At 65.5% G+C, this 19,056-nt stretch carries 19 protein-coding genes; 14 read left to right on the forward strand and 5 right to left on the reverse strand.

Features of this window, described 5'->3' with window-relative positions; all coding sequences use genetic code 11:
- Window positions 1–6: 6 nt before the first annotated feature.
- The 3 genes from CDN36_RS14435 to CDN36_RS14445 all read right to left on the reverse strand — a co-directional run bounded on the left by CDN36_RS14435 (window position 7) and on the right by CDN36_RS14445 (window position 6,070).
- Window positions 7–858, reverse strand: coding sequence for a hypothetical protein (locus tag CDN36_RS14435; protein ID WP_150554591.1), 852 nt, complete (start codon window positions 856–858; stop codon window positions 7–9).
- A 109-nt stretch (window positions 859–967) separates the two neighbouring features.
- The gene (gene moaA / locus CDN36_RS14440) at window positions 968–2,095 is read right to left on the reverse strand and encodes a GTP 3',8-cyclase MoaA (protein ID WP_287497077.1); all 1,128 of its coding nucleotides are present in this window, start codon (window positions 2,093–2,095) and stop codon (window positions 968–970) included.
- A 579-nt stretch (window positions 2,096–2,674) separates the two neighbouring features.
- Window positions 2,675–6,070, reverse strand: coding sequence for an Rne/Rng family ribonuclease (locus tag CDN36_RS14445; RefSeq protein ID WP_287497078.1), 3,396 nt, complete (start codon window positions 6,068–6,070; stop codon window positions 2,675–2,677).
- 91 nt (window positions 6,071–6,161) lie between these two features.
- On the opposite strand from CDN36_RS14445, the gene CDN36_RS14450 reads away from it, so the two are divergent.
- From CDN36_RS14450 to CDN36_RS14470, 5 genes are all read left to right on the forward strand, one after another.
- On the forward strand, window positions 6,162–6,449 hold the full coding sequence (locus tag CDN36_RS14450) for a hypothetical protein (RefSeq protein ID WP_150554588.1): 288 nt from the start codon (window positions 6,162–6,164) through the stop codon (window positions 6,447–6,449).
- Window positions 6,450–6,691: 242 nt separating this feature from the next.
- The gene (locus CDN36_RS14455; protein ID WP_150554826.1) at window positions 6,692–7,681 is read left to right on the forward strand and encodes an RluA family pseudouridine synthase; all 990 of its coding nucleotides are present in this window, start codon (window positions 6,692–6,694) and stop codon (window positions 7,679–7,681) included.
- A 4-nt stretch (window positions 7,682–7,685) separates the two neighbouring features.
- Window positions 7,686–8,348, forward strand: a complete 663-nt coding sequence (locus tag CDN36_RS14460) for an HAD-IA family hydrolase (RefSeq protein ID WP_150554587.1) — start codon at window positions 7,686–7,688, stop codon at window positions 8,346–8,348.
- Window positions 8,345–8,767: a Rieske (2Fe-2S) protein gene (locus CDN36_RS14465; RefSeq protein ID WP_370749817.1), complete on the forward strand. Its 423-nt coding sequence runs from the start codon at window positions 8,345–8,347 to the stop codon at window positions 8,765–8,767. Before CDN36_RS14460 ends, CDN36_RS14465 begins: the two co-directional genes overlap by 4 nt.
- A 73-nt stretch (window positions 8,768–8,840) precedes the next feature.
- Window positions 8,841–9,896, forward strand: coding sequence for a S49 family peptidase (locus tag CDN36_RS14470; protein ID WP_150554585.1), 1,056 nt, complete (start codon window positions 8,841–8,843; stop codon window positions 9,894–9,896).
- A 133-nt stretch (window positions 9,897–10,029) separates the two neighbouring features.
- Here CDN36_RS14470 and CDN36_RS14475 read toward each other — a convergent pair whose 3' ends face one another.
- Window positions 10,030–10,746 (reverse strand): SAM-dependent methyltransferase, encoded by a 717-nt coding sequence (locus tag CDN36_RS14475; protein WP_150554584.1) that lies wholly within the window; start codon window positions 10,744–10,746, stop codon window positions 10,030–10,032.
- Window positions 10,743–11,363, reverse strand: a complete 621-nt coding sequence (locus CDN36_RS14480; protein WP_287497079.1) for a Maf family nucleotide pyrophosphatase — start codon at window positions 11,361–11,363, stop codon at window positions 10,743–10,745. The genes CDN36_RS14475 and CDN36_RS14480 overlap by 4 nt, the downstream gene beginning before the upstream one ends.
- Before the next feature lie 177 nt (window positions 11,364–11,540).
- Here CDN36_RS14480 and CDN36_RS14485 point away from each other — a divergent pair, with 177 nt between their 5' ends.
- The 9 genes from CDN36_RS14485 to rpoE all read left to right on the forward strand — a co-directional run bounded on the left by CDN36_RS14485 (window position 11,541) and on the right by rpoE (window position 19,022).
- Window positions 11,541–12,143, forward strand: a complete 603-nt coding sequence (locus CDN36_RS14485; protein ID WP_150554582.1) for a DUF177 domain-containing protein — start codon at window positions 11,541–11,543, stop codon at window positions 12,141–12,143.
- Window positions 12,144–12,271: 128 nt separating this feature from the next.
- Window positions 12,272–12,451 carry a 50S ribosomal protein L32 gene (gene rpmF / locus CDN36_RS14490; protein ID WP_039405487.1) on the forward strand — a complete coding sequence of 60 codons (180 nt, stop codon included), beginning with the start codon at window positions 12,272–12,274 and terminating at the stop codon, window positions 12,449–12,451.
- 118 nt (window positions 12,452–12,569) lie between these two features.
- Complete coding sequence (plsX, locus tag CDN36_RS14495) at window positions 12,570–13,622, forward strand: phosphate acyltransferase PlsX (protein WP_150554581.1); 1,053 nt, start codon at window positions 12,570–12,572, stop codon at window positions 13,620–13,622.
- A gap of 39 nt (window positions 13,623–13,661) precedes the next feature.
- A complete protein-coding gene (locus CDN36_RS14500; protein ID WP_287497080.1) occupies window positions 13,662–14,651 on the forward strand; it encodes a beta-ketoacyl-ACP synthase III in 990 nt (329 codons plus the stop codon).
- 142 nt (window positions 14,652–14,793) lie between these two features.
- The gene (gene fabD, locus CDN36_RS14505) at window positions 14,794–15,723 is read left to right on the forward strand and encodes an ACP S-malonyltransferase (RefSeq protein WP_150554579.1); all 930 of its coding nucleotides are present in this window, start codon (window positions 14,794–14,796) and stop codon (window positions 15,721–15,723) included.
- 23 nt (window positions 15,724–15,746) lie between these two features.
- Window positions 15,747–16,496: a 3-oxoacyl-ACP reductase FabG gene (gene fabG / locus CDN36_RS14510; RefSeq protein WP_287497081.1), complete on the forward strand. Its 750-nt coding sequence runs from the start codon at window positions 15,747–15,749 to the stop codon at window positions 16,494–16,496.
- 136 nt (window positions 16,497–16,632) lie between these two features.
- Entirely contained in the window at window positions 16,633–16,872 is a 240-nt protein-coding gene (gene acpP / locus CDN36_RS14515; protein WP_150554577.1) for an acyl carrier protein, read from the forward strand.
- 143 nt (window positions 16,873–17,015) lie between these two features.
- On the forward strand, window positions 17,016–18,254 hold the full coding sequence (gene fabF / locus CDN36_RS14520; protein WP_287497082.1) for a beta-ketoacyl-ACP synthase II: 1,239 nt from the start codon (window positions 17,016–17,018) through the stop codon (window positions 18,252–18,254).
- 168 nt (window positions 18,255–18,422) lie between these two features.
- Window positions 18,423–19,022, forward strand: coding sequence for an RNA polymerase sigma factor RpoE (gene rpoE / locus CDN36_RS14525; RefSeq protein WP_010805230.1), 600 nt, complete (start codon window positions 18,423–18,425; stop codon window positions 19,020–19,022).
- The last annotated feature ends 34 nt before the right edge of the window (window positions 19,023–19,056 follow it).

The raw sequence follows: 19,056 nt of genomic DNA on the forward strand, positions 1-19,056 counted from the left end.
CCCGTCTCAGGAACGATTCAGGGCGATGACGCGCCCGGCGGCGTCGAACCAGACGGCGCCGTCGCCGAGCATCACCCCTTGGTCGCGCGCGAACATCAGCCGCGGGACTGCCGCACCGATGGTGCGCACGTAGCCGTCGGTGAAGATTTCGTTGTAACGCGCGAGGAGCGACTTCGGGTTGCGAAGCACGATCGTCTTCCCGCGTAACGAGACGTGCAACGGGTAACGGATCGATTGTGCGACCACGTCGCGCCGGTCGTCGAGCACGCCCTTGCGGAATTGCGTGGCGGCGCGATTGACTGTCTCGTCGTCGTTCACGCCGGCCACGCCGTAGAGGTGGTCGATCTTGCCGCTCTGAACGCTCGCGAGCGATAGCTCGAACGGCACCGTGCGACCGGTGCGCAGGTCCTTCCATTGGCCGGAAATGACCTCGCAACTCGTGGACTCGCCGCGTTGACGATTGACGTCGCCCGCCGATGCGAATTCACCGTCGAACGTGGCGCGCGGCATGCCGCCCGCGTCGAATTCCGTCAGATGCAGGCGCGACTTGTTTTCGAGCTTGCCGGTGAGGTACGTATCGCTCAGCGACGAGGCGTTGGCGTAGCGGCCTTCGAGCTTGCCCCCGGCGCTCGGGCGCAGCACGAGGCGCAACGGATTGCGCTCGCCAAGCTGGCCGCTGTATGTCATGAGATGGTTCGCAATGTCGCGGTTCGACGTGTCGCAATCGGCCCGGGCGTGCGAGGGCGCGGCCACGCTCGTGAGCAACAGGACGAGCGCGCCAAGGCCGGCGGCGGCGAGGCGTCGGGGAGCAGCGATGGAGTCTCGGGCGCGACCGGCGCCCGGGGCAGCAAAAATCATGTGTCGTGAAGAAATTCGAAAGGGCGAAAGCAGGTCGATGTCGGGGCGCAATGGGCGAACGTTCGGGGCGACCATCCGAGTGTCCGTCAGGGGTGTCCGTCCGGGGTGCTCACCCACCGATATAGGACATCTCCACTTTCGGTGGGGCATTCTCGGGCAGACCGGTGGCCGCGGTGCGCAAGGCCGAGTATCGATCGGTGCGGCCTCGCCAGATGTCGCCGATGACCGTCGAGATCTGCGCGTCGCTCGCGCCGTTGCGCAACAGCGTGCGCAAGTCGTAGCCGGAGCTGGCAAACAGGCACAGATACAACTTGCCTTCCGTAGACAGGCGCGCCCGCGAACAAGTGCCGCAAAACGCGCGTGTGACCGACGAAATGACGCCGACTTCGCCACCGCCGTCGCGATATCGCCAGCGTTGCGCCGTCTCGCCCGGATAGTTCGGTTCGAGCGGCTCGACGGGCAGGGCGTCGTTCAGGCGGGCAATGACGTCGGCCGAGGGCAGCACCTCGTCCATGCACCAGCCATTCGATGTGCCGACGTCCATGTATTCGATGAAACGAAGCACCACGCCGCTGCCGTGGAAATGTCGCGCCATCGGCACGATATCGCTGTCGTTCGTGCCGCGTTTGACGACCATGTTGACTTTGACCGGTCCCAGGCCGACACGCTGCGCCTCGGCAATGCCTTCAAGCACCTTGGCCACCGGGAAGCCGACGTCGTTCATCCGGCGGAAGATCGCGTCGTCGAGACTGTCCAGGCTGACGGTCACGCGCGTCAGGCCGGCGTCCCTGAGCGACTGCGCGCGACGCGCCAGCAGCGAGCCATTGGTCGTGAGCGTGATGTCGAGCGGCTTGCCCGACGGCGTGCGCAGCCGTGCGAGCATTTCGATCAGGCGCTCGATGTGCTTGCGAAGGAGCGGCTCGCCGCCGGTCAGACGCAGCTTTTCCACGCCGTGTTCGACGAACAGCCGCGCAGTGCGCTCGATCTCTTCGAAGGACAGCAGCGACGACTGCGGCAGGAAGGCGTAGTCCTTGTCGAAGACGTCCTTCGGCATGCAATAGACGCAGCGGAAGTTGCAACGATCGGTCACCGAGATGCGCAGATCGTGCAACGGCCGCGCGAGCGCATCTTCGAGATGCCCGGTCGCGGCGCGCACTTGTGCGGGAATCTGCGGGGTTTGCGTCACATAGCGGACGTCGTTTCGCAGATCGGTGAGTCGGATGATCGTTTCAGTCATGTCGGGGAGCGTGGCTTGCGACTCCATTCTAACGAATTGGCCCGCCGGCCGCCGACGTGGGAATTCGGGGCCGGCCGCGTGGCGGTACGAGCGCTGTCTGCGCGGTCATCGGTCACGGGGAGAAGCCATGTGTTCGTTGCGAAGCGTCAAGCCTGTACTGCACAGCGGTTGCGTCAAGATAAGGGCAGGCGGCTGCGCGCACAAGTCGGGACAACGCGGGTTGCCGGGCGCACAGACGGTTTTTCCGTCTCGAAAACAATGGAAAGGCGCGATGGAATGGCGCGACGAAACGAAGAGGCGATGGAAAAGCGGGGGCGAAAGGGGCAACGAAAGGGACAACGAAGGGACAACGGAGGGGCAGTGGAATGCCCCTGCGAACGAAACGCGGACGCAGGCCGGAGAGCGCTGCGCACGCACCGACGTGAGACCGAAAGCCGGCGGCAAGGCAGCAAAAAAGGAGGCCGAAGCCTCCTTTTCCGTTCCTGCGTCGCATCCCGCGGACGCCGGCCGTGAAGCCGGCGCCGCAGGGCTGCGGCGGCGTCAGACCACGCGGGCAAACCGCATGGTCAGGCCGCTTGCTCAGACCGCGTGATTCGACGGTGCGCGCGTTTCCACCTGCTCCATCGGGCCGTTGTTGAGCGGCGCGACCGGTCGGCGCTCGCGCGGCACGCGCGGCGCCGGCACGACCTTCGCTGCCGCTTCCCTGGCGGCGCGAAGTTTGTCGGCGTCGGTGTGGACCCACACCAGACCGACGCTCGCGAGCGTCGATTCCAGCGCGCTGCGCTCCAGCGTGGGCTCGACGGCCACGGCCGCTGGCTTTTGCGTAACGACTTCCGTCGCAGCCGCTGCCGCTTCAGGCACTGCGGTGACTGCCTGCGTCGTCGGCGTCGTCGACGTTATCGGCGCTATCGGCGTGATCGGCGTTTGTGCGATCTGCGCCGTTGCCGCGTCGACCGGCTGAGCTGCCGGGGACGGAGCGTCCGTAGTCTCCGGAGCACCCGTAGTGGCCGGCTGTGCCGTCTCCACCGGAGCCGAAGGCGCTTGCATCGGTGCGTTGTCGACAGCGCTCGACGATGCGGCCGTGGCAGCGATCTCCGTCAACGCTTCGGCGGGAATCGTCGGCTGGGCCGGGACCGGCGCGGCGGCCGGCAGCGGTGCGTTCACCGGCGGCACGACAGGGGCGGCGCTGGTGTCTGCGCCCGCCAGCGGGGCCGGCGTGACCGGCGTGACCGGCGTGACCGGCGTGACCGCGGCCGCCGGTGCCGCCGCAGCGATGGGCTCGGCAACGACCGGCGCCGGCACTTCCGGCGTGGCGGCAGGCGCGGTTTCCACGACCTTGGCGACCGGCGCCGCCTGAGCCGTGGCCTGCGGGGCCTGGGCTGGTGCCGCCGTCGGCTCGACCTTTTGGGCCGGCGACGCGGAGGACGTCGAAGACGATGCAGCCGACGCCGCCGCCACGGCGGCGAGCGGCGCGGCGGCGCGGGCCAGGGCGTCGGCGGCGGCGTTCTCGGCGGCTTCGTCGCTCAGCACCGGGCGTGCGCCTTCGGCGTTACCTTCCGCGGCGATGCCTTCACCTTGCTCGCCGTCCGCATGCAGTTGCTGTTCGTTGGCTTCGCGTTCGCGACGACCGCCGCGACGGCCGCGACGGCGGCTGCGGCGGCGCTCTTCGCCCCCTTGCTCGCTGCCTTGTTCGCCGGTCTCGCCTTCGGGGCCCACCGCCGGTGCGCCTTCGATTTGCGCGGTCAGACGATCCTGTTGCTCGGCATCATCCTGGGCGGCTGCCGGCGGGGCTACCGGTGCGCTCGGCTGCGCCGCGCGCTGCGGGGCTGCCTGTTGCCCCTCGGCGCCTTCCGCCTGACGGCGTTCGCGACGCTCGTTGCGATCGCGGCGGCTGCCGCGCTCACGACCTTCGCGCGGCTCGCGGCCTTCCTCCGTGCGCACGTCTTGTGCGGCCTGGCGTTGGGCGTCGTCGCGCTCGCGCTTGTCGCGGCCTTCCTGACGGGGCTCGTTGCGTTCATTGCGCTCCGCGCGCTCCGGACGAGCGCCACGGCCTTCGCGACCGTCGCGTCCTTCACGGGCGGTCTGGCCGGCGTTGTCCTTGCCGGACTTGTTTTCGTCACGCGCATTGCCGCGGCGGTTGCGGTTCTGTTGATGCGGACGCTCGTGGCGCTCACGCGGCGCGCGCGCTGCCGGCTTGGCCGGCGCTTCGGTCTTGACCGGCGCCGGTGCGGCCGGCTCGAGGCCGAGCAGACGCTTCACGAAACCGAGGAAGCCCCCGCTGCGAGCCGGTGCGGCCACCGGCGCAGCCGGCACGATCGCTTCGGCGCGCGGCTGGGCGGCCGGCGCCGGCTGCTCGGGCGTGATGCCCTTCACAGCAGCTTCCTGGCGCGGGCGGACGTCTTCCTTCTTCTTGCTGTAGCCGGCCGGATCGTCTTCCGAAGCACGCGCGGCTTCCTCGGCGAGCGCGTAGCTGGCCTTCGGCGCGTCGAGGCGCGGATCGTCGAAGCGCAGGCGTTCGAGCTTGTAATGCGGCGTCTCGAGGTGCTTGTTCGGGATCAGCAGCACGCCAACCTTGAAGCGGGCTTCGATCTTGTTGATTTCCTGGCGCTTTTCGTTGAGCAGGAACGCGGCGACTTCGACCGGCACCTGGCAGTGGATCGCTGCCGTGTGCTCCTTCATCGCTTCTTCCTGGATGATGCGCAGGACTTGCAGCGCCGACGATTCGGCGTCGCGGATGTGGCCGGTGCCATTGCAGCGCGGGCAGGTCACGTGCGTGCCTTCCGAGAGCGACGGACGCAGGCGCTGGCGCGAGAGCTCCATCAGGCCGAAGCGCGAGATCTTGCCCATCTGGACGCGCGCCCGGTCGTGCTTGAGCGCGTCCTTCACACGTTGTTCGACTTCGCGCTGGCTCTTGGCCGACTCCATGTCGATGAAGTCGATCACGATCAGGCCGCCCAGGTCGCGCAGGCGCAACTGGCGTGCCACCTCGTCGGCCGCTTCCAGATTGGTGCGCAGGGCGGTTTCCTCGATGTCGGCGCCCTTGGTGGCGCGCGCCGAGTTCACGTCGATCGACACGAGCGCTTCCGTGTGGTCGATCACGATCGCGCCGCCCGAGGGCAGCGGCACCTGGCGCGAATACGCCGTCTCGATCTGGTGTTCGATCTGGAAACGCGAGAACAGCGGCACGTCGTCGCGATATTGCTTCACGCGGTTGAGGTGATCGGGCATGACCACCTGCATGAAGTTGCGTGCCTGCTCGGCGATTTCCTCCGTATCGATGAGGATTTCACCGATATCCGGCTGGAAATAGTCGCGGATGGCGCGGATGACGAGGCTCGACTCGAGATAGATCAGCGCCGAGTCGCGCGGCAGTTCGATGTTGTGGGCGGCGCCTTCGATGGCGCGCCACAGTTGCAGCAGATAGTTCAGGTCCCACTGCAGTTCTTCGGCCGAGCGGCCGATACCCGCGGTGCGGGCGATGATGCTCATGCCTTCCGGCAGTTCGAGCTGCGCCATGGTTTCGCGCAGTTCCTGACGATCTTCGCCCTCGATGCGGCGCGACACGCCACCGCCGCGCGGGTTGTTCGGCATCAGGACCAGATAGCGGCCGGCCAGCGAAATGAAGGTGGTGAGTGCTGCACCCTTGTTGCCGCGCTCTTCCTTTTCGACCTGAACGATGAGTTCCTGGCCTTCGGAGAGGGCGTCCTGGATGCGCGCATTGCGCACATCGGCGCCGTCGCGGAAGTACGCGCGGGCGACTTCCTTGAATGGCAGAAAGCCGTGGCGGCCTTCGCCGTAGTTGACGAAGCAGGCTTCGAGAGAGGGTTCGATACGGGTGATGACACCCTTGTAGATATTGCCTTTACGCTGCTCGCGTCCGGCCGTCTCGATATCGATGTCGATGAGTTTTTGCCCATCGACGATGGCCACGCGCAGCTCTTCCTGCTGCGTGGCGTTGAACAACATGCGTTTCATGAAAACGACTCCCACCCGCCGCAGCTGCCAATGCGCAGTGCGTCGGGCACGTATCACTCGAGTTATCCAACACGCGAGGTTCGAGCCGGGAGTGGAAGAATTGCCGGGGGGTCCGGGCGATGAGGCCAACGGACGCAAAGGCGCCTGCGAATATGTCTTCGCGCTCACCCCGATTCGCCGACGTGCCGGAAAACTCCGGCGCGGCGCGGATCACTTCGGGCTTGCAGTCCGTACCAGGAGAAACTGGACGAGAAACTTCATCAACATTTTCTCGGGGCGCCTGCCGACACTTATTCTTCTTGTGGCGGCGCCTCAATCTCGACTATTACGCGAACGATATTCACAAAGCGATCAGCTCGAACAATGGAGTTCGGGCTGATCGCCAAAAAATTCTATAACCACCGACTCTATCCGCGTCCCGCGCGTTGCGACCGAAGCGGCCTGTGGGCCAACTTCCTGCCGACGCTGCGTGACGTGCGTGCGCTCGCTGCTCCAGGGTCACCGGACGAGCAGCCTGCCCGGGGTGCAAGTAAAATACCGTTTTGGGGTATGCACCGACAGAGGTGGGGATTTGGCATGATTCCCGCTACCGCCATCTCTGTTGGGCAAATTATATTCATAATGAATGAGTTAGGCAAAAGTCGGCAGAAAATGGTTGTGCCGGCGTCGGCGCCGCAGGTTCGGCTCGTCGAGGTCGACGACGGCTCGGCCGGGCAACGTATCGATAATTTTCTCCTGCGCGAGTGCAAGGGAGTACCAAAAAGCCACGTCTATCGCATTCTGCGTAGCGGCGAAGTCCGCGTGAACAAAGGGCGAGTAGACGCCGCCTATCGACTTGCCCTAGGCGATATCGTCCGCATTCCGCCGGTCCGTGTCGCGGCGTCCGCCGCCGACGACGCCCCGGCCCATGTGCCGGCTGCCACATTCCCCGTGTTGTTCGAGGACGACTACCTGCTGGCGGTCGACAAGCCGGCCGGCGTGGCCGTGCATGGAGGCAGCGGGGTGTCGTTTGGCGTGATCGAGCAACTGCGCCGGGCCATGCCGCAACAGAAGTTCCTGGAACTCGTGCATCGGCTCGACCGGGAAACGTCGGGCATTCTGCTGCTTGCCAAGAAGCGCGCCGCCCTGGTCGGCATGCACGAGCAGATTCGCCACAACCGAATGGACAAGCGCTACCTCGCGTGCGTGAGTGGGGCATGGCGCGAGCGCCAGCGCTCGGTCAAGGCGCCCCTATATAAATATGTCACCGCGCAAGGGGAGCGGCGTGTGCGTGTGCAGGAAGACGGCCAGGCGTCACATACGGTATTTCGCATGGTGGAAACGTTGCCGCCCTATACCTTGCTGGAAGCGGAACTGAAAACGGGGCGGACCCATCAGATTCGCGTTCATCTGGCGCATTGCGGCACGCCTATCGTGGGCGATGACAAGTATGGCGACTTCACGCTGAACAAGTCGCTCGCCCGCCCTGGGGCGAAGCCCGGCATCAAGCGCATGTTCCTGCATGCGTGGCGACTGCGGTTCACGCACCCCGTGCTGGACACGCCAATTGCGCTGGAAGCGGCGTTGCCGCCAGAATGTGAGCAATTCCTGAATCAACTTCGAGGCGCCTGAGGCGATGCCAAGCACTGAATTCGATCTGGTCGTGTTCGACTGGGATGGGACGTTGATGGATTCGACGCCCACCATTACCCGTTGCATCCAGGCGGCCTGCCGCGATCTCGGCCTGCCCGTGCCGACCGACGAGCTGGCCAGCCATGTGATCGGGCTCGGATTGCGCGACGCCCTCCAGATGGCGGTGCCCTCGCTCGACCCGGCGCACTATCCGCGCCTGTCCGAGCGCTATCGTTTTCACTATCTGATAGGCGACAAGGAGACGGTGCTGTTCGCCGGCATTCGGGAGTTGCTCGAAGAGTTACGCTCGCGCGGCCGTTTTCTGGCCGTCGCGACGGGCAAGTCGCGCGTCGGCCTGAACCGGGCCCTCGAATCGGCGGGGCTCATGCGAATGTTCGACGCGACGCGTTGCGCGGACGAGACGTTCTCCAAGCCGCACCCGGCCATGCTGCAGGAACTGACGCGCGAGCTCGGCCAGGACCTGCGCCGCACGGTCATGATCGGCGACACGACGCACGATCTGCAGATGGCGCGCAGCGCCGGGGCTGCCGGCGTGGCCGTGGCCTACGGCGGCGCGCATCCCCGCGAGCAACTCGTGGCGCTCGAGCCGGCGTACTGTGCGAACAGCGTGGGAGAGTTGCGCGAATGGTTGCTGGAGCGCGTGTGAGCGACGCCGCCACGCCGCAGCCCATCTGCCCGGGCGCCGCGCTTGAGGACGGCGGCCGCGGCGTGCGCTTCGAGGTGCTCGTGGGCGGGCACCCGACGCCCGCGTTCGTGATTCGTTACGAAGGGCGCGTTTACGGCTACCTCAATCAATGTGCGCACGTGCCCATGGAGCTGGACTGGTCGGAGGGGCAGTTCTTCGAGACGTCGGGCTTATACTTGATGTGCGCCACGCATGGTGCGACCTACGAGCCGGATACCGGTCATTGCGTCGGCGGCCCGTGCCGCGGCGGGGCGCTGCGGCCGGTGCGGGTCGAAGAGCGGCCCGCCGAAGCCGATGACGGGCAGCCCGCGGGGACCATGGTCGTCTGGTGGCCCGACGCCCATATCGAGGCGCCGGACCCGGCGACACCCGCGCGCTGACGGCTCGCTCACCATACTGCGTGTATCGCTCGCTCATCGTCGAAGTATTCATCGAAGTATTTCTGGATAACGTATGGCCGACTCCCTGCCGCCCGACTCGTCTCGCACCGAACCTGGTTTCCCGCCGCCCGGTGGGCGTCCGCCCGCGGGCAATGGTGGTGTCGCCGGTCGCGATCCCCACGCGGTGAAGCCCTGGGAGCGCGAGATGCTCGAGAAGGTATTGATGGCCGGCATCCGCGAGCAGCGGGCCGCGCGCCGCTGGAAGATTTTCTTCCGACTGCTGACGCTGGCGATCTTCGCCCTTATCGTCTGGTCGATTTTCGACTTCGACGGCGCGTCGACCTCGACCGGCTCCGCGTCGGGCAAACACACGGCGCTCGTCACGCTGACGGGCGAGATCTCTCCGGATGGACAGGCCAGCGCGTCGAAAATCAACTCGGCGCTGGAATCGGCTTTCGAGGATTCGTCGGCCGCCGGCGTGATCCTGCGCATCAACAGTCCCGGCGGGAGTCCGGTGCAGGCCGGCATGATCTACGACGACATCGCGCGGTTGCGAGCGAAATACCCGAAGAAGCCGCTGTATGTCGTGGTCGAGGAGATCTGCGCCTCCGGCGGTTACTACGTGGCGGCGGCGGCCGACAAGATCTACGTCGACAAGGCGAGCATCGTCGGCTCCATCGGCGTTCTGATGGACGGCTTCGGCTTCACCGGGCTGATGGACAAACTCGGCGTCGAGCGTCGCCTGCTGACGGCGGGGCGCAACAAGGGTTTCCTCGATCCGTTCTCGCCGCAGACCGAACAGCAAAAGACCTACGCGCTCGACATGCTCGAGCAGGTGCATCAACAGTTCATCGGCGCCGTGAAGAAGGGGCGTGGCAATCGCCTCAAGGACGATCCGGACCTCTTCAGCGGCCTGTTCTGGACGGGCCAGCGCGCCGTCGATCTCGGCTTGGCCGACGGGCTCGGCACTGTCGATTCGGTCGCGCGCGATGTGCTCAAGGCCCCCGATCTGGTCGACTACACCGTCAAGGAAAACCTCCCCGAGCGCGTTGCGCGCCGGTTCGGCGCGGCCGTCGGGGAAGCCGCCATGAAGACGATGATGATGGGATCGGCCCTGACGCTCAAGTAACCGGCGTCGCATCGCGACGACCGGCAGGCGTTACGACAGCGCCCCACGGAAATTCCGATTTTCGTGGGGCGCTGTCTCGTTTTGCGGCGGTCGCCGCGAGCACGGAAGGGCGGCGCAGTGGCGCGTTGGCCGATTATTGCGCGAGAAACAGGAAGATCGCGGGCCGTTTGTGAAGTTCGACGCGCGCCTGCGGCCAACCTTTGACGCGATGGGTGACGATCTGCTCGCCGTCTTGCGTCACGTCGACGGCCACGCACAGGAGCGTGGAGGCGTCGCAGTGCTGCAGCAACGCATCGAGCATGGCCTTGTTGCGGTAGGGCGTCTCGATGAAGATCTGCGTCTGTTTTTCCTTGCGCGAGCGCTGTTCCAGGTCGCGCAGGCGCTTGGCGCGTTCGCCGGCATCCGTCGGCACATAGCCGTGAAACGCGAAGCTCTGGCCGTTCAGCCCGCTGGCCATCAGGGCCAGCAGAATGGAGCTCGGCCCGACGAACGGCACGACGCGCACGCCTTTCTCGTGCGCGCGGCGCACCAGCAGCGCGCCGGGGTCCGCGACGGCAGGGCAACCCGCTTCCGACACGAGGCCGCCATCTGCGCCGGCCAGAATGGGGGCGAGCAGGGCGTCGACGGCCGCCTGCGGCGTATTGACGTTCAGCTCGCGGATATCGATTTCCTGAATCGGCGTGCTGGCCCCGACCAGTTTCAGGAACGCGCGCGTGCTCTTGGCCTGTTCGCCGACGAAGTACTTCAGGCCCGCGGCCACGGCGCGGACGTCCTCGGGCAGCACGGCCGGCAACCCGCCGCGGGTGTTCGCGCCGAGCGTGTTGGGAATCAGGTACAGCGTGCCGCTCATGCCCGGCCTCCCGGCAGCCCCGGCCCGGGTAGGCGAACCCCTGCCTGCATCAACATCGTCGTGAGGGCGATGAGCGGCAGGCCGATGAGGGCCGTCGGGTCGTCGTTCTCGATGGTTTCCAGCAGCATGATGCCCAGCCCTTCGGACTTGGCGCTGCCGGCGCAGTCGTAAGGCGTCTCGGCGTGCAGGTAGGCGGCGAGCACGTCGTCGGGCAGGTCGCGAAACTTCACGCGCGTGACCACGTCCTTTGCCTGGCTCTTGCCGTTGCGGGCGTCGTGCACGCAAAGTGCGGAGTGAAATTCGACGACTTTGCCGCGCATGTCGCGCAGTTGCGACATGGCGTTCTCGAAGTTGCCGGGTTTGCCGATCTGGCGTCCTTCGAATGTGGCGACCTGGTCGGCGCCGATGACGATGGCCTCGGGATGGTGCTCGGCCACGGCCCGCGCCTTCTGGCGCGCCAGACGCAGCGACGTGTCGTGCGGGGTTTCGCCGGCGGCGGGCGCCTCGTCGATGTCCGGGGCGACGACGGTAAACGGCAGGCGCAGGCGCTCGAGCAGTTCGCGGCGATAGCGCGATCCGGAGGCCAGGATCAGCGATGGCAGGGGCTGTGCGGTCATCGGTTTAAGTGTTTGACGAGAAACGAAAAACTATTTAGAATTCACGGCTTTTGCAATCTGGCGCTCGGTCCCGCCGGTTCGCGCGATACGGGTTCGAATGCCGGAAAACGGCGTCGGATCAAGGCGCGGCGAGCCAGTCGGGGCGTGAAATTCGCGGCCAGATGCGCCAAGGCAAGGATGAGCGTGATGAGCGAATATATCGTCGATCTGTTCGAATTCGCGCGTACCGGCCGGGTGGCGGAAGGCGACGTGCAACTTGCGGCGTTGCCGCGCATGGTAACCGAAGTGCCCGCCGAAGTCTCGGCGTCCGACCGTGCGAGGGGCGTGTTTCACTGGCGCGCCGAAGGCGCTGAAGAGCAGGTGCTGCGCGCAGACGGCAAGCCGGCGGTGGCGCAGTTCCTGACGCTCTCGGTCAAAGGGCCGATGTGGCTCGAGTGCCAGCGTTGCCTCACGCCGTACCAGGAGCCGCTCGACTCGCAGACGACCTTCGAGATCGTGCGCGACGAGGCTGCGGCCGAAGCCCGCCCGCTCGACGAAGACGAGCTCGAGGCGCTGGTCGGCTCGAAACATTTCGATCTGCGCGAGCTGATCGAGGAAGAATTGCTGTTGGCCCTGCCGATCGTTCCCAAGCACGAGGTTTGTCCGAGTGTTCACGATAGCCTGGCCACGGGCAGCGACGGGTTGGCCGAACCGGAACCCGCGCCCGAAGAAGAGGATAAGCCGTCTCCGTTCGCGGCGCTGGCAGCGCTCAAGCGCTCGCCGGACAAGGACGGAAAGTAATGTGCGGCCGGATTTCCGGCTCACCAAAGTACATGTTTGCGTTAGTCGCACAGGGCGGGCCGGCAGGCCGACACCGTAGGGCGGCGCTCGAACTGTGTTAAAATTTCGCGATATTTTGAGGAGTTATCATGGCCGTTCAACAGAACAAGAAGTCGCCGTCGAAGCGCGGCATGCACCGTTCGCACGATTTCCTGACCGCGCCGGCGACCGCCGTCGAGCCGACGTCGGGTGAGACGCACCTGCGTCACCACATCTCGCCGAACGGTTTCTACCGTGGTCGCAAGGTCATCAAGACCAAGAACGACTAACTCGGCCCAACAGGCGATACGCGCCCATCATGGCGCTGTTTGATCGTCCGATGTGGCAAAAGCGGCACTCATCCTGCCGCTTTTTTTGTTACCTGTACCGCAAGCCAATCACGTCGACATGACAGTCACCCTGACGATCGATTGCATGGGCGGAGATCACGGCCCATCGGTGACGGTGCCGGCCGCGGTGCGCTTCGTGCAATCCACCGACGACGTCGAACTTGTGCTGGTCGGGCAGCAGGAGATCATCAACGCACAGCTCGCGAAGCTGCGCGTGGCGGATCACCCGCGGCTGTCCGTGGTCAATGCGAGCGAAGTCGTCGCCATGGACGACTCGGTCGAGACCGCCCTGCGCAAGAAGAAAGACTCCTCGATGCGTGTGGCGCTCAATCTGGTCAAGGACGCGCGCGCGCAGGCTTGCGTGTCCGCCGGCAACACCGGCGCGCTGATGGCCGTCTCGCGCTATGTGCTCAAAACGCTGCCCGGCATCGAGCGCCCGGCCATCGCCACGGTGCTGCCCAATCAGAAGGGCGGCTACACCACCATGCTCGATCTGGGCGCCAACGTGGATTGCGAGCCGACCCACCTGCTGCAATTCGCCGAGATGGGCCATGCGCTCGTTGCGGCGGTCGACGGCAAGGAGCGGCCGTCGATCGGCCTGCTCAACATCGGCGAGGAAGTGATCAAGGGCAACGACGTCATCAAGCAGGCGGGCGAGCTGCTGCGCGGCTCCACGCTGAACTTCTACGGCAACGTGGAGGGCAACGACATCTATCGCGGCACGACCGACATCGTCGTGTGCGACGGATTCGTGGGCAACGTCGCGCTCAAGACCTCCGAAGGGCTTGCCCAGATGCTCGGCGACATGATCCGCGAAGAATTCACCCGCACGTGGTGGACCAAGCTGATCGCCGTCGTTGCGCTGCCGATTCTCACGCGCTTCAAACACCGCGTCGATCACCGCCGCTACAACGGTGCGGCGCTGCTCGGACTGCGGGCGCTCGTCATCAAGAGCCATGGCTCGGCAGACGCCTATTCGTTTGAATGGGCTATCAAACGCGGCTATGATGCAGTTCGCAACGGCGTGCTCGAGCGCCTGTCGCACGCCATGCAAGAGAATCAGACCCAGCTCCAGGACACCAAGCCCGTGAGCGCCATCCCGGCGCTCTGAGCCAGGCGGCCCCGTCCCGGCGCGCTAACCGATCATAAGATGACCCAGTCCGCGATTCATTCCCGTGTCGTCGGTACCGGCAGCTACCTGCCGGCACGACGCGTGACCAATCAGCAGTTGGCCGACGAGCTCGCCACGCGCGGCATCGAAACGAGCGACGAGTGGATCGTTGCCCGTACCGGCATCAAGGCCCGCCATTTCGCCGCGCCGGAACAGACGACCAGCGACATGGCCGTGGGGGCCGCCAAGCGTGCGCTCGAGATGGCCGGACTGGAGGCCGGGCAGGTCGACCTGATCATCGTCGCGACCTCGACGCCCGATTTCGTCTTCCCGAGCACGGCCTGCCTCGTGCAGAACAAGCTCGGCATCACCAACGGCTGTGCCGCGTTCGACGTGCAGGCCGTCTGCTCGGGTTTCGCCTACGCGATGGCCACGGCGGACAACTTCATCCGCTCGGGCGCGTACAAGAACGTGCTCGTCATCGGCGCCGAAACGTTCTCCCGCATTCTCGACTTCAACGATCGCACCACGTGCGTGCTTTTCGGCGACGGCGCGGGTGCGGTCGTGCTGCAGGCGTCGGGCGAGCCGGGCATTCTGTCGAGCGCCCTGCACGCCGACGGCAGCTACGCGAACATCCTGTGCGTGCCGGGCAACGTGGACGCCGGCGCCGTGCGCGGTGAGGCGTTCCTCTATATGGATGGTCAGGCCGTGTTCAAGCTGGCCGTCAAAGTGCTGGAAAAAGTGGCCCAAGAGGCCCTGGATAAGGCCGGGCTGGAGCAGTCGGCGATCGACTGGCTGATTCCGCACCAGGCCAATCTGCGCATCATGTCGAGCACGGCCCGCAAGCTCGGGCTGTCCGAAGACAAGATGGTCGTCACCGTCGACCAGCATGGCAACACCTCCGCCGCCTCGATTCCGCTCGCGCTCGACGTCGCCGTGCGGGACGGGCGCGTCAAGCCGGGCCAGAACGTCATGATCGAAGGCGTGGGCGGCGGCTTTACGTGGGGCGCGGTGTTGTTCCGCATGTAAGCGTTCCGGCGCCTGAGCGCCACGCGGCGCCCGCCGCGCATGGCGGCGCGGCCCACGTGTCGGGGGAGCTCCCCGGTGCATCACACCGACGCGCGATACCACGCCGCCATGTTTCTGAAAAATTGACTGTAAAACCAGCGCCATGACATTCGCTTTCGTTTTCCCGGGACAAGGTTCCCAATCGGTCGGCATGCTCGACGCCTTTGCGGACAACGCCATCGTGCGCGAGACGCTGGCCGAGGCTTCGGACGCCCTCGGGCAGGACGTGGCCCAGCTGATCGCGGCAGGCCCGGCCGAGGCCCTCAATCTGACGACCAACACGCAGCCGGTGATGCTCACGGCCGCCTACGCGATGTATCGCGCGTGGCTTGCCGAGGGCGGCGCCAAGCCGGCGTTCGTGGCCGGTCACAGCCTGGGCGAGTACACCGCGCTGGTCGCAGCGGGCGTGATCGCGTTCAAGGACGCCGTGCCGCTCGTGCGCTTTCGCGCGCAGGCCATGCAGGACGCCGTGCCGGTCGGGCAGGGCGGCATGGCCGCCGTCCTGGGGCTCGATGACGACACGGTTCGCAACGTCTGCGCCGAAGCGTCGGCGGCGGGCGTGGTCGAAGCCGTCAACTTCAATGCGCCGGCACAGGTCGTGATCGCCGGGGCGAAAGCCGGCGTCGAGAAGGCCTGCGAACTGGCCAAGGCGGCGGGTGCCAAGCGCGCGCTCGTGCTGCCGGTGTCGGCGCCGTTCCACTCGTCGCTGCTCAAGCCTGCGTCGGATCGTCTGCGCGAGTACCTCGCGAACGTGACGTTCAGCGCACCGCAGATCCCGCTCGTCAACAACGTCGACGTGGCCGTGGAGACGGACGTGGCGCGCATCAAGGACGCCCTCGTGCGTCAGGCTGCTGCGCCGGTGCGCTGGGTCGAGTCGGTCAAGTGGCTCGCGGCGCAAGGCGTGAGTCAAGTGGTGGAGTGCGGCCCGGGCAAGGTGCTGACCGGTCTGACCAAGCGTATCGACGGCAATCTGACCGGCCTGGCGATTACCGATCCGGCCTCGCTCGCCGACGTGCGCGGCCAGCTGGCGTAAGTCACAGACAGGATATTTCTGACATGAGCAAGCAACTCGACAACCTCGTGGCGCTGGTGACGGGCGCCTCGCGCGGCATCGGCCGCGCCATCGCCCTCGAACTCGCCCGTCAGGGCGCCACGGTCGTGGGCACGGCTACAAGCGAAAGCGGCGCCCGGGGCATCGATGCCTACTTCGCCGAAGCCGGCCTCGCCGGCAAGGGCATCGTCCTGAACGTGACCGACGCCGAAGGCGTGGCCGCCGCGCTCGACGACATTCTCAAGCAGCACGGCAAGCTCGACATCCTCGTCAATAATGCCGGCATCACGCGCGATAACCTCGCGATGCGCATGAAGGACGACGAGTGGGACGACGTGATCGACACCAACCTGAAGGCGATCTTCCGCCTCTCGCGTGCCGTGATCAAGCCGATGATGAAGGCCCGCAGCGGCCGCATCATCAACGTCACGTCGGTGGTTGGGTCGGCCGGCAACCCGGGGCAGGCGAACTACGCCGCCGCCAAGGCCGGCGTTGCCGGCATGTCGCGCTCGCTCGCCGCCGAGATCGGCAGCCGAAACATCACGGTCAACTGCGTGGCGCCGGGCTTCATCGACACCGACATGACCAAGGCGCTCGGCGAAGCGCAGCATGAAGCGCTCAAGGCGCGGATTCCCCTGGGACGCCTCGGCGCACCGGAAGATATCGCGAACGCCGTGGCGTTCCTCGCGTCGCCGCAGGCCGGCTACATCACCGGCACGACGCTCCACGTGAACGGCGGCATGTTCATGAATTGATGGTTGTTCGCGCAAATTGCGATAGAATTGCGCGATTTTGCGCGGCGTTGAACATTATTTGGCGCAGGCTAACTTTGCACGGCAAACCTGTTAAAATGCGCGCACTTGTCTGAACTAACTACCCCGGAGGGTTTGAATGGATAACATTGAGCAACGCGTCAAGAAGATCGTCGCGGAACAACTTGGCGTTGCCGAGGCCGAAATCAAGAACGAATCCAGCTTCGTGAACGACCTGGGCGCCGATTCGCTCGATACGGTCGAGCTGGTGATGGCCCTGGAAGAAGAGTTCGAGACGGAAATCCCGGACGAGGAAGCCGAGAAGATCACCACGGTGCAACAAGCCATCGATTACATCCAGGCCGCCCAGAAGGCCTAAGGGCCCACGGATCACTGGCCGGCCGGGGTGCCGACCGGTTTCCCGGTGCCAGGCACGCCTGTCAGCCGCAGGGAGCACAGGGTCGGACCCTGTCGCCTCTGTGGCTTTTGTTTTGTATGACCCAGCAGAAGAAGGGGAGTATCGTGAGTCGTCGTCGCGTCGTCATTACCGGTCTGGGCCTGATCTCGCCGGTCGGCAACACTGTTGCCGAAGGTTGGGAGAATCTGGTCGCGGGCCGTTCGGGCATCGCTAACATCACGAAGTTCGATGCAAGCGCCCACAAGGTGCGCTTTGCGGGCGAAGTCAAAAACTTCGAGACCGAGAAGTACCTGTCGGCCAAAGAAGCGCGCCGCATGGACACGTTCATCCATTACGGTCTCGCCGCCGGCATTCAGGCCTTTGAAGACAGCGGCCTGCAAGTCACCGAAGAGAACGCTGAACGCATCGGCGTGCTGGTCGGCTCGGGTATCGGCGGCCTGCCGATGATCGAAGACACCCAGACCGATCTGCTCCAGGGTGGACCGCGCAAGATTTCCCCTTTCTTCGTGCCCGGTTCGATCATCAACATGATCTCCGGCCATCTGTCGATCAAGTACGGCCTGAAGGGCCCGAACCTCGCGATCGTCACGGCGTGCACGACCGGTCTGCACTGCATTGGCCAGGCCGCGCGCATGATCCAGTATGGCGACGCGGACGCCGTGCTCGCCGGCGGTGCCGAAGCGACGGTGTCGCCGCTGGGCATCGGCGGTTTCGCCGCGATGACCGCGCTGTCCACGCGTAACGACGACCCGGTGACGGCGAGCCGTCCGTGGGATCGCGACCGCGACGGCTTCGTGCTGGGCGAGGGCGCGGGCGTGATGATGGTCGAAGAGTACGAGCACGCGAAAGCGCGCGGTGCGAAGATCTACGCCGAAATCACGGGCTTCGGCATGAGCGCCGACGCGAACCACATGACGGCACCGTGCGAGGACGGCGACGGCGCGCTGCGTGCGATGAAGAATGCGCTGCGCGACGCCGGCCTCAATGCCGACGCCGTCAACTACGTGAACGCGCACGGCACGTCCACGCCGCTGGGCGACATCGCCGAGACGGTGGCCATCAAGCGCCTGATGGGCGACGACGCCAGGAAGGTCGTGGTGAACTCGACCAAGTCGATGACCGGCCACCTGCTGGGTGGCGCGGGCGGCCTGGAGTCGGTGTTTACCGTGCTGGCCGTGCATCATCAGAAGTCGCCGCCGACGATCAACATCTTCAATCAGGACCCCGAGTGCGACCTGGACTACTGCGCAAACGTGGCCCGCGACCTGAAAATCGACGTCGCATTGAAGAACTCTTTCGGATTTGGCGGGACTAACGGCACGCTGGTCTTCCAGCGCGTCTAAGTTCGCGGGACGCCGCGCAGGCGTCCCGTCCCGCTGACCCACGCTCCGGTGAGTGTGCCCGGGCGTGCGGCGTTACAGACACTTCCAGCCGCGGCGGCCATGCGCTGCCGGGGTGCAAACGGGCCCGTGCCGGGCTTACAGATCAGAGAAAATACGGATCCATATCAGGTGAGTGAACGAGAAATCGACCAGGCGCTCGTCGAGCGCGTGCAAAAGGGCGACAAAGCCGCCTTCGAGCTGTTGGTCGCGAAATATCACCGCAAGATCATCCGCCTCGTGTCGCGACTCGTTCGCGACGCCGCCGAGGTCGAGGATGTGACGCAGGAGGCCTTCATCAAGGCCTACCGTGCCTTGCCGCAGTTTCGCGGCGAGTCGGCGTTCTACACCTGGTTGTATCGTATTGCTGTCAACACGGCGAAAAACCACCTTGCGACGCAGGGCCGCCGTGCGCCGACTTCGACTGAAGCAAACGCTGAAGAAGCTGAAACTTTTGCCGAGGCCGATCAACTAAGGGATATCAACACGCCTGAGTCGATGCTGATGAGCAAGCAGATTGCTCAGACCGTCAACACAGCGATGGAGGCTTTGCCCGATGAACTTCGGACGGCAATTACCCTGCGGGAAATCGAGGGGTTGAGCTACGAAGAGATCGCCGAAGCCATGGGGTGCCCGATCGGAACGGTCCGTTCGCGAATTTTCCGGGCGCGTGAAGCGATTGCCAGCCGGTTGCGGCCGCTGCTGGACACGCCTGACGGCAAGCGCTGGTGAGCGCGCCGCCGGGGAAGTTATTTTCGTTGGGGGA

This window comes from Pandoraea sp. CB10b_02, assembly GCF_002216225.1.
Lineage (GTDB): Bacteria > Pseudomonadota > Gammaproteobacteria > Burkholderiales > Burkholderiaceae > Pandoraea > Pandoraea nosoerga.